The following is a 10,684-nucleotide window of genomic DNA, read 5'->3' on the forward strand; positions in this document are numbered from 1 at the left end:
AACTCTCTACGTCATGCCCTCGAAAGAGGGCATCCAGTAAAGCCTAATAAAATCGATCAATTACAGAGATGAGATCAAGAGTCAGGTAGGGGGGGAGATGGACAAAATGGCCGACATACTGATTGTACTACAGAATTTTATGAAGGTTTCGCAGGCGGCGGTGGCGGTGGCGGTGCTCAAGGAGCTACTGGCGGGACAATTATTATCATTAGCAACAATCTTACCAGCCCTTTAGAAAAATTAGTTTCAGTTGGAGGTGGAGCAGGTGGAGTTGGTGGTCATGGTGGAACCGGAAGTTGCCCAGGCGTAGGCGATGAAGAGATCCCTGACTTATATCCCCAGGGCGGAGCAGGTGGTGATGGTATGAGCGTTGCTCCTGGTCCAGGGCAAAATGGTAAGGAAGTTTCTGCATCGCAATGGTGTGGCGGTGGTGGTGGCGGTGGTGCTGCTGGTAGTTTGGGCAATCCCGGTAGATTATTTATATCGCCAGGGCTTGCAATATCAGATGATAACGATGTTTCTTATAGCGTTAGTGCTTTAACAAATTTACAATCACTTGCTTGCGAGTGATTATTAGACTTCAATTCTATAAATTAAGTAATTTAGTGTTCTATCAAGGTAATACTTATGTATACTTTTAACTACCAAAATATAAGAATTTAAATTAATATAGTAACTCTACCGTGCAATATTAGATGATTTGAATGATAATAATGTATGGGTTGTAGCTATCTGACAAATGTCTACATCTTAGCTGGTGGAGACGGAACCAGAATGGCTAAGCAACTACCAAAACATTTAATCCCTATTTTGGGCAAACCAGTTTTATACTGGTTATTATTAGCTATTCAGCAATCAAGTTGTTGTCCAAAGGTATGTATTATTGTTAAAAATAAAAATAGTTTTAAGGACGCCATTGCTAAGCTAGCAAATAATTTTTCGAAATTAACTATCGTCACTGAATTAGTACCATTTAATGTCAAAGGGCCATGGCAAGCAATGGGGTATATTTTACAAAAACTTAAACATCCAGCATTTTTTATGTCTGGCGATTTGATAATGCCAACAGCCGAAAATATTAAAACATTTCAACAGAAATGCCAAAATGCAATATCAAATTACGAAGCTTTAATTGCTGGTGGTATATGCCAACCTATGGAGACTGCTTCTGGTTTGGTTGTAGATAGAAAAAAGAAATTAATTGGCTTTGAACGTTATAATCCATATACCGGACAACAATTAGTAAATGTTGGTTGCTGTGTAATGACACCCAGGATTAGTGAAATGTTAATTACAGCTGGTAAATATGCTTATATGCATAAAGATGAAGATTATGTACTCAGACATTTAGCCAAACGAGGAGCAACACAGGTAGCAGAATTTCGTCAATCTTTTGTCAATGTCAATACCGTTCCTGATTGTATGATGGCCGAACGGTTGTTGTCAGGTAGATATTGTAGAAAGTAACAATGGCGGTAAATTTAAAAAATATTTTAGTCGTTGATGATGATGGGCATATACGAGAGGTCGTTCGTTTTGCTCTTGAACAAGCATTGTTTAATGTGATTGAAGCAAAAGATGGTAGTGAGGCATTAGCGTTATTTCAGCAATATGAAATTAGTCTCATTGTTTTAGATATAACTATGCCTGGCATTGATGGTTTAGATGTTTGCAAACAAATACGCAAACTAAGCAAGGTGCCGATTATTTTTCTATCAAGTCGTGATGATGAGTTAGATAAAGTTCTAGGTCTTGAACTTGGTGCTGATGACTATATCTCAAAACCATTTAGTCCCAGAGAACTAGTCGCCAGAATAAAAGCGGTATTCCGACGTTTAGCTCCTAGTGAATCCACAACTAAAACAGTATCACCATCGATTGTTATCCATGGCCAACTTAGTTTAAATTTACATAAACATCGTTGTGAATATGCAGGACAAGAAATAATTTTGACTGTTACTGAGTTTGCTATGCTGTCAGTAATGGCTTGTTCACCTGGACGTGTGTTTACACGTGATCAGTTGGTTGATGCTGCTTGCGGTGAAGATCATGTTATTTCTGATCGTACAGTTGATAGCCATATTCGTCGTATCCGTAAAAAACTAGCGAGTGCTAACTGCGATTTAGTGGAAACTGTCTATGGCCTAGGGTATCGAATGCGTGATGATTAATTCTAGATCTGCAGCCGGTATACCTATTCGTTGGTTATTACTTGGCACAAATGCGATAGTGTTTTTATTGCCCTTGTTTGCATTATTTGGTTTTCGTATTTATGATACATACTTATTGCGTCAAACAGAACGACAATTAATCGCACAAGCCATATTTGTCGGTGAAGCTTGGCGAGCCGCTTTATTAGATATAGAAAATAAAGTTGAACTGCATAATTTTAAACCTCTAGGTAGAGATGATGCAGCTTTTATTCCAATAGAGCCAGTTATCGATTTAGGAATAGAAATATTGCCACCACAGCCAAAAGTCCAAAAATGCTCACAAATACCACAAAGAAATGCACAGCTTGCGGCGCAAGCAATGATGCCTTTGTTGAAACGTGTGCAAGTGTTCACTCTTTCAGCAATTAGAATTCTCGATGCCAACGGATGCGTTATCGCAACAACACGTAGTGAATTGGGGATGTCATTATACACTGCACCTGAAGTGCAAGCAGCACTTGATGGTATCTACAACGCAGTAACACGTAAACGAATTAGTGATGAACCTGCTCCGCCCCTAAATGATATTCGTCGTCGTGGTAATGTGAGAGTTTTTGCTGCTTTGCCAATATTTGCTGCCGGAAAAGTGATTGGGGTAGTTAGAATTTCTCGTACTAGCATGTCGGCTATTCGTTCACTTTGGCTTAATCGTAGAGGTTTATTAATCGCGGGTTTCACCTGTTGCTTCTTAATAATAATTGCTTCATGTATTTTTACTGCTGCAATTACTCGACCGCTTAGACGATTAAGTAATGATGCAAAATCCGTGACCCAAGGAAGCCAAGCGAGTCATTTTGCCCATAAACCTTGGACGCCGGCAGAATTTAAAGATCTTGCAAATTCTTTGGCGGTAATGACTACAAAATTGCATGAGCGTGCTGAATATATTTCTGCATATACAGCTAATATAGCCCATGAATTAAAAACACCAATTACTGCAATTCGTGGTGCTGCCGAATTACTGAATGACAATATAGCTACTATGACAATAGAGCAGCGCCAGCGTTTTCTTACCAATATCGAAGCAGATGCATTGCGTTTAGAAAGATTAGTGACGCAGCTTCTTTATCTGGCTAAAATAGAAAATAGTGCAAGTAATTTACCTGTTGAAGAAATTGATGTCCACACTTTTTTAAAACAAATGTTATCACGTTATCCAGAACGTGTGCATTTTGATATAGATTCTAGGGTAACTTCTATTAGTATGAATCCTGAACAACTCGTTTCTGCTATAACTAATTTAATTGATAATGCTCTTGAGCAAGAATCTACAACTCGTGTTGAACTATCCGCGATGGTTGAAGATGACAGGTTAGTGATTACAGTTGCAGATAATGGTTCTGGCATAGCACCTGAATATATTGATAAAATATTTAATAGATTTTTCACTACCAAGGCAGAGCGTGGTGGTACGGGATTAGGATTATCCCTAGTCAAAGCAATCGCTGAAACTAGAGGAGGTAAAATAACTTGTGAAAGTAGCAAGGGACATACGAAATTTAATTTGGTTTTGTGATTGATTTAATAAAATATAATTATTTGATAAAAACATCATTATCATACCATTTAGTGAAATATTGCCCCTGAAGAAAAATACTTCTTGCTAATATTGAATCACCGACTTGGCGAAGATTTTGGTTGGCCAGTGAGTATAATAGAGTAATCGAATTTGTTAGTTCTTTATACATCTTTTCATCATCAACGGCACGCGCAGCGCCGAGCCCAAAACCGGTAGCGGCAGCGCCTACCTCCATGATAATCGGTCCTGAGTCGATGTCTGAACGAGCTGAAGTATTTGGTGGCCATTCGCGCAATCCCGAAAAACCCAAAAAAGAAATTTTGAATGTTTGAATATATTGCTTCCATAAAATAATAGCTTGCTTATGAGCAAATGCCGCCATGTAACGTATACTAAAAGAAAGGGCACAACCGCGTGGTATCTGAGAAGTTTTAGTGGTGTTGGTGATTTCAGATACTGGTAGATTATTAAAATCGCTTACGGCTGATTCAGACATATATAAAAGCCAATGCTTAATAGGTTGTACGGCGATTTGGCTGTTGAAGTTTTGATCATATAACCAAAGCGAAAACAATAGTGCTGATTGATCAGCAGGCCAACGTTGTTTGCTGTGCGCAAAAGACTGAGCGTGAGCCCATTGATTGTGTGATAGTTGTGCTAAATGAGTGCTAATGTGCTTATTTAATGACTTGTATTTTGCGTTTCTGTTGACAGTTTCATAAGTGCCTAAAATTATATTTAAATGACTTAAATAAAGACCATTATTGCCTAGTTGAATTATTGAGAGATCAGCGGTTTTATATGGATTAACTAATCTTGAATGTGCCAATGAAATTATCTTATCTATACGTTGTGAAATAATTTCTTTTGGCAAATTTTGATTTCGTTTTCGACTTGCATAATATTCGGCAAGATTAGATAAAGCGATGATCCGAAAACTAAATGGTAGTTTTTGTAAAGCGGGTATTGGATTTGCAAAGAATTTACTTAACTCTGCTTCTGCCTTATCGGTGTTGTTTTGCCTAGCCGCGCTAGCGCAAGAATAATGCCATAATAATATGAGTATAATGCATATGACTAAATATATTATGTTATGCCTAATCATTTGTTAATTAAAATAATTACCAGTTAAATCTACTGTATAAGCCATGACAGCATCTGGAGCGTCATTTACCAGTTGTTGAGTAACTGCAAAAGATTTGCCTGGTGTGGGCATATTAAAAGTATAATTAGGTAAATTATCAATGGCTCCCGGCGCTAAACTGCCGCCATTCCATTGGTAATTAAAGACTTTCGGTAAATACAGCATACAAGCATATTCATTTATACCCCAAGAAACTTTTGGTAATAAAAATTGTAAGTTACCAGCCAAAGCCATGGGTGAGTGTTGCTCTTTTATTACTAATTCTAATATGGCATTTTGTTCACCAAGGCGGGGGGGGGATATTGATATAGTAGTATGTTGTTTGTTTATTGCAAATGGAATAGAAATTCCATTAAGATAAACTTTAGTAAGCTGTTGCGAGTTTGGGATAGATATCGCTAAATCATGTTTTCCTTGTACTCGTAATCGATACAAGATTCTAGTAAAACGCTGACCATCTAAAGTCGTTACTATAATTGCATAGGCTGTAGTCACCACTGGCTCAACAGGAGTATTATCGTAAAGGACCTCAACTTTTTTTGAGGGTATTTGTAAGTTCTTCCATGATAACTGTAACGCATGATTTTTTGAGTATATGATTAAACTATCTCCTTCGCGGCGTGTATCATTATTATTAACTTTAAAAAGATTGCTATCATAAGTAAGTTCAAGTTTTGTAATAGCGGCGGGTGATGGTCTTAATTTTAGCAACCAATTAACGCCATCTTTTTTCGCGGTCTTAATAAAACTAACACTAAATTCATAGGTACCTGCCGTATGGGTTATAAATTTTAAATCGTTGTTGCTACTTAAAAAGTCACCATTATTAACTATAGGTAAATTGGTAATGTTTAGATCAGCATCTGATTCTAAGATCGGCACAATTGTCCAACCGTTATCCAAGACCGTTATTTTAATAAATGATTTTGCTTCTATGGCATCACCAACAATTTGCGCTTTTGCTATAAAACTTGAGACTGTATAATTAATCGGTGGTTTAATTGATGCAACGTTTTTTTTATCGACTTCTTTATGCAAACGTAATAATTCTTCAAGAGCAAGAGTGGCGGTGCCTGGGTTATCCTGAGCATATGTATGCGATGTTAAAAAGATAATTAATATAAAAGAAATAATTTTACGCAGCATGTGTGGTCTCCGTATTATTTGTCATTTGTTCTGTCAGTTTTTTAAAACCATTTTTGCTAGAAAATAACATGATGACAGTTAAGCCACATAAAATTTCAAGCGAGTAAATTAAACCAGTAAAACCTTGGGCAATTACTGCTGTTGAAGGTGCCACTAATAAAGCAATGTTTAGCGCGATAATATGTTTTGTGATTTTAGGTGATTCTAATCTTAGCACATAAAAGGTTAACAACGTCGTGATTACCGTAGCACTAATTAAATAAGCCACATAAAAGTTCATATAGGCAGCCAAATATGCTAAGAGCACAAAGAAAAACCCATATGCTGCCGCAATTAGATATGCTTCATAAAATTTTAAGCGTTTTCCACGAATGGTAAACAGCCCACTCAGCGCAAATAATATATTATAAAGGGCGCCCAAGCTCTTGCAGCCATGGTAGAAATCAAAGCATCAAATGATTTTTGTGAAGGCAAAATGGCACCAACTATAACTCCTGACTCCAAAGAAGGATAATGCCAAAGTAAAGTAATTGCTTGCGTCGTTTGGTGGCTTTCATGTGCAGGTACAACACCTATAGGATAGTCGTAGTTGTCTCCGCCATTTACGGTTATATTAAAACTAAAATTTTTCACAGCCAGCGAAGGGTCAAGTCGATAGTGAAATGAATCAAGACCTCGGCCTTTAAAAGTTACACGAAAGGTATTACTTTCATTTTTTTTCAAACGACCAGTCCAAACTATCTTATCACTAGCATCGGAAAGTATTGCGTCAGTTTTTTTATTATTAACTAAAAATGATAACTCCGAAAGTAATACTTTGTTACGATCTAGGGATACTGGAAACACAAAAACAATATCAATATCTCGTGCTTCAGGATTAATAACTTCATAGATTCCACTAAAACTAAAATCAAATCCCGAAAAATATACTAACCCACGTTTACGGTAATTCATCGAAGCATCAACACTGATTTTTTGCTGTGATAACACTAAAGGCTTAAGTGAATTAAAAACTGTACCACTTTGAACATATCTCACTGATGGTGCCACTTGATCGATAGGAGCACCCCAGCGTTCAATCACGTCACTATAAAGTTCTCCATTAGCAAAACCTTGGCGATCTGCCACTTGGCCTGAGATGACCGCAGTTGCAAAGACGACAATAAGAAAGCTACCCCATACATGATAGCGAATCGGCATTAAAAAGATTTTTTTAATTCGTGCGAACATTTGGCTAATGCCTCCTTAGTGTTGTCTATTTCTAAGGAGGTTAAATAAAAAATGTGGCAATAATATGAATTAATTATAGAAATTTGAAGCAAATAATATGCAAAACTGGTGCAAGCGTTTAGCATACAACATCGGTCAATATTTTTTCTTTATCCGTTGCAAAGATTTTTTAGCGCGAGCAATTTGTTTGCCAAAAGCTTTATCTGCCTGGCGACGTTGATGCTCATCATGGCGTAGCGCATATGCTTGTGCCTCACTTTTCATCTTTAAAAAATAATCTAAACGTTCGTTAGCCAGTGAATTTGTTGCAACTGCAATGCGTACTGCACAGCCTGGCTCGCTTTGGTGTTTGCAATCTTTAAATTTACAACCACCTGATAAATTTTCAATATCACTAAATACTGAATCAATTCCAGCTTCGTCATACAACTGCAATTCACGCATACCAGGTGTGTCAATTACTATCCCTCCATGCGGCAATATAATGAGTTGACGATGAGTAGTTGTATGACAACCACGCCCATCATGCGAATTGATAGGCTTTATTGTCATCCGCTCTTCGCCCAGAAGCGTGTTTATCAGAGTGGACTTGCCCGTGCCTGAAGAACCCACAAAAGCTGCGGTGATACCATGTTTTAGATATTGATGAATTACCTCTAAACCCTGATGACAAATGGCGCTAATCACATGCACTGCAACACCAATACAAGCTTGTTCAACCTGGTTTTGGTGCAAGTTAACAGCAGAGCATACATCAGCTTTGTTAAGAATTATCACCGGCTGGGCACCACTGGCCCATATGCGTGCTAAATAACGCTGAATACGACGTAAATTATAATCATTATCTAGTCCACAAACAATAAATACAATGTCTATATTGGCGGCAATTACTTGTCCTTGTATTTGACGACCGGCAGCGCCGCGCAAGAAACACGTTTGACGTTTTAGAACTCGTTTAATGATTGAAATTTGTTCCAAATCAGGTTGTGACTGTAAAACTACCCAATCACCAACCCCAGGTAAATTCTCGCTATCGAGAGTATGTTTGAGTCGACCTGCTAATTGGGCTAATCCTGAGCCCTTGTCAGACCAAACTTCATAACCACCACGATGCTCAGCAGCAATTCTGGCGCAATTGGCGTCATTACTTAATAACTGTTCTTTAAAAAAGGGGTTAAATCCAAGAGCTGTTAGCTCATACATTTAATACTCCATGTGACGAATTAAATTTGCGTGTGTTTAGCCTGCAAAAGCAGCACAAAATAAAACTTATACATTTGTGCAATGTTTGCAGGCAGTAGGATCAATGAATTGTGCAATTAGTATGTAAAAAACGAAATACATTCACTCTAATTGCTACACACGATCCACATGAAGATTAATTACAAGTATAAATCCCCAAAAAAGTTTTTATAAATCAAATAGATAATAGCTTATAAGCAGCATTCTAGTCAATTAGCTTTATCAAAGTTAATATATACATTCTTTTTATGGAAATAATAGGAAGTTAAATGGTATAAAATCTTAAAATCTAGATGTTTACAGCAAAGATAAAAACAGCGATAACATATAGCTATGGGTCGTGATCTTCTCTACAAGCCTCCAGTTCCAATCGTAGCCCCCGAAGAAGAGTCTGAGAAAGAAAGCTCTAAATCTAATGCTGCAAAGATAGGCACTAAAGGTAGAAACCGCGAGCTTGGTAAAGTTGGCCACACTTTTGAAAAACCCATAACCGGTCCGAGCACCAGTTCAAATCAGCATACTGCCTATAAATCCGCCTATTTTACTCGCGATACTAGTGGGGTAGGGGCAGTAAATTTTCGCCAAAGCAATGCTCAGGCTTTACGAGGTGCAGAAGGCGCAATGGATTTAAAAAAAGTAGTATTGCCTCCGCCAATTGGCGTTGAATCACCAGATCCCAAACAGCTATTTTGCACCAGTAATTTAATGGGGCTAGATGGCAATATTGATCTTTGTTTAGAAAGCTTTTTAGGGCGTCACAGCGTTTGGGCTAAACGCAAAGGCATTACCGTCGAAGATATTCAGGCGCGTATAGCCGAACTTGAGCGTATGGTTGCTGATCGCAAAATCGCCCTTGAACGCATATATGCCCAGGCTGCGCAAAAAGCAGCTCAATCAGTTACTTTATCACAAGCAGCTTGCAGTAGTGATCCCCTAGCAGAAGAAGAAGATATTGTTGAAACCGGTCGTGAAATAGTTACTCGCACTGCAGAACAAGCAGAAGGTATGCATCAGCGCATAGCCAAGACTTTGGGAATTAAACGTCAGCCCAAATAGAGAGATTAAATAACTTTTTTGCTATGAAATTACCTTATGATAGTTGACTGTTTTTATTAAAAAAATTAAAGACTCGTTATATTTCATACCAAACAATTAAATTAGACCTAACGAAAAAACGTTAGTGCTATATATGTAATTTTGGAGTTGATATGAAGCAAGTAATACGTTTTATCGTTAGTCTTATACTTTCGGCAGTCTGTCTTTGGCTAGCATTTCGTAATGTAGATTTTCATGCTGCTATACAGTTGCTTGGACAAGTAAATTTTTCATTAATTGCATTGTATTTGCTAACATTAGTTTTTATTCAAATCGTTAGAGCAATACGCTGGGATATTTTGATACGCCCGTTTGTGAGTCTTTCTAAGAGTGCGGTATTTCGTAATTCAAATCTTGGAATGATGTTGGTGTTAGTGTTGCCTTTGCGGCTTGGTGAATTTGCTCGACCATATATGCTTAAAAAAGAACATAGCGCTTCATTAAGTGCTGGCCTTGGCGCCATCGTCGTAGAGCGAACTATCGACGGACTATTAGTAACGTTATTCTTTTTTGTAAGCACAATAATCTTTAGTGATAATAAACAAGTGCCAGCAGGGCTACATCTTGCAGCGGTCATGGCTTTATTATTTTTTACCGGCGCTTTAGTGGTAGTTGTTGCGAGTTTGCTTTGGAGAGATTTAGCACTTCGCCTGCTTTCCCGCATTCTTCATCCGATTTCACCAAAGCTTGAACGCAAACTTACGGGTATGGTATCTGCTTTTGTCGATGGTCTACGGGCCTTGCCTGATTTTCGTTCAGTCGTTGGTTTGTTTTTTTGGTCGCTAGCGTATTGGGGGGTTAATGGCGCTGGGTTTTATTGGGTAATGCGTGCATTTGGTTGGTCTTTACCGTTTACTGCTGGATTAACCGTCGTTTCAATTATTGTTATTGCTATCATGATACCAGCAGGCCCAGGATTTATTGGCACCTACCAAATAGGTATTACTCAAGGTCTAGCTATTTATGGCATTAGCGCCAATGCTGCTGCAGCCTATGGCTTAATAGTATATCCCTTAAATATTTTGGTTGTTATTGCTTTTGGTCTGCCTTACTTATTTATGCGTAAAGCAAATATTAGTGAATTGATACATGCCG

General features: G+C 38.0%; 11 protein-coding genes. 6 read left to right on the forward strand and 5 right to left on the reverse strand.

What is annotated here, in order from left to right; all coding sequences use genetic code 11:
* Positions 1–363: 363 nt before the first annotated feature.
* The 4 genes from JW841_16935 (at position 364) to JW841_16950 (ending at position 3,729) form a co-directional block, all read left to right on the forward strand.
* Positions 364–570 (forward strand): hypothetical protein, encoded by a 207-nt coding sequence (locus JW841_16935; GenBank protein MBN1962620.1) that lies wholly within the window; start codon positions 364–366, stop codon positions 568–570.
* Between the two features lie 204 nt (positions 571–774).
* On the forward strand, positions 775–1,467 hold the full coding sequence (locus tag JW841_16940) for a hypothetical protein (protein ID MBN1962621.1): 693 nt from the start codon (positions 775–777) through the stop codon (positions 1,465–1,467).
* Positions 1,468–1,469: 2 nt separating this feature from the next.
* A complete protein-coding gene (locus JW841_16945; GenBank protein ID MBN1962622.1) occupies positions 1,470–2,171 on the forward strand; it encodes a response regulator transcription factor in 702 nt (233 codons plus the stop codon).
* Positions 2,164–3,729: a GHKL domain-containing protein gene (locus tag JW841_16950; GenBank protein ID MBN1962623.1), complete on the forward strand. Its 1,566-nt coding sequence runs from the start codon at positions 2,164–2,166 to the stop codon at positions 3,727–3,729. The genes JW841_16945 and JW841_16950 overlap by 8 nt, the downstream gene beginning before the upstream one ends.
* Before the next feature lie 19 nt (positions 3,730–3,748).
* Here the strand turns inward: JW841_16950 and JW841_16955 are convergent, their stop codons facing one another.
* From JW841_16955 to rsgA, 5 genes are all read right to left on the reverse strand, one after another.
* Positions 3,749–4,837, reverse strand: a complete 1,089-nt coding sequence (locus tag JW841_16955) for a hypothetical protein (GenBank protein MBN1962624.1) — start codon at positions 4,835–4,837, stop codon at positions 3,749–3,751.
* A 3-nt stretch (positions 4,838–4,840) separates the two neighbouring features.
* The gene (locus JW841_16960; GenBank protein MBN1962625.1) at positions 4,841–6,022 is read right to left on the reverse strand and encodes a hypothetical protein; all 1,182 of its coding nucleotides are present in this window, start codon (positions 6,020–6,022) and stop codon (positions 4,841–4,843) included.
* Complete coding sequence (locus JW841_16965) at positions 6,012–6,290, reverse strand: hypothetical protein (GenBank protein ID MBN1962626.1); 279 nt, start codon at positions 6,288–6,290, stop codon at positions 6,012–6,014. The genes JW841_16960 and JW841_16965 overlap by 11 nt, the downstream gene beginning before the upstream one ends.
* 119 nt (positions 6,291–6,409) lie before the next feature.
* The gene (locus JW841_16970) at positions 6,410–7,252 is read right to left on the reverse strand and encodes a hypothetical protein (GenBank protein MBN1962627.1); all 843 of its coding nucleotides are present in this window, start codon (positions 7,250–7,252) and stop codon (positions 6,410–6,412) included.
* A 135-nt stretch (positions 7,253–7,387) separates the two neighbouring features.
* Entirely contained in the window at positions 7,388–8,455 is a 1,068-nt protein-coding gene (gene rsgA, locus JW841_16975) for a ribosome small subunit-dependent GTPase A (GenBank protein ID MBN1962628.1), read from the reverse strand.
* Between the two features lie 372 nt (positions 8,456–8,827).
* Between rsgA and JW841_16980 the strand changes: the two genes are divergently transcribed.
* Both JW841_16980 and JW841_16985 read left to right on the forward strand, forming a co-directional pair.
* Entirely contained in the window at positions 8,828–9,550 is a 723-nt protein-coding gene (locus JW841_16980) for a hypothetical protein (protein MBN1962629.1), read from the forward strand.
* Positions 9,551–9,702: 152 nt separating this feature from the next.
* Positions 9,703–10,684: flippase-like domain-containing protein (locus JW841_16985; GenBank protein ID MBN1962630.1), on the forward strand; the 982-nt coding region annotated here is incomplete at its 3' end.

This window comes from Deltaproteobacteria bacterium (assembly GCA_016931625.1).
In the GTDB taxonomy this organism is placed as follows: Bacteria; Myxococcota; XYA12-FULL-58-9; order XYA12-FULL-58-9; family JAFGEK01; genus JAFGEK01.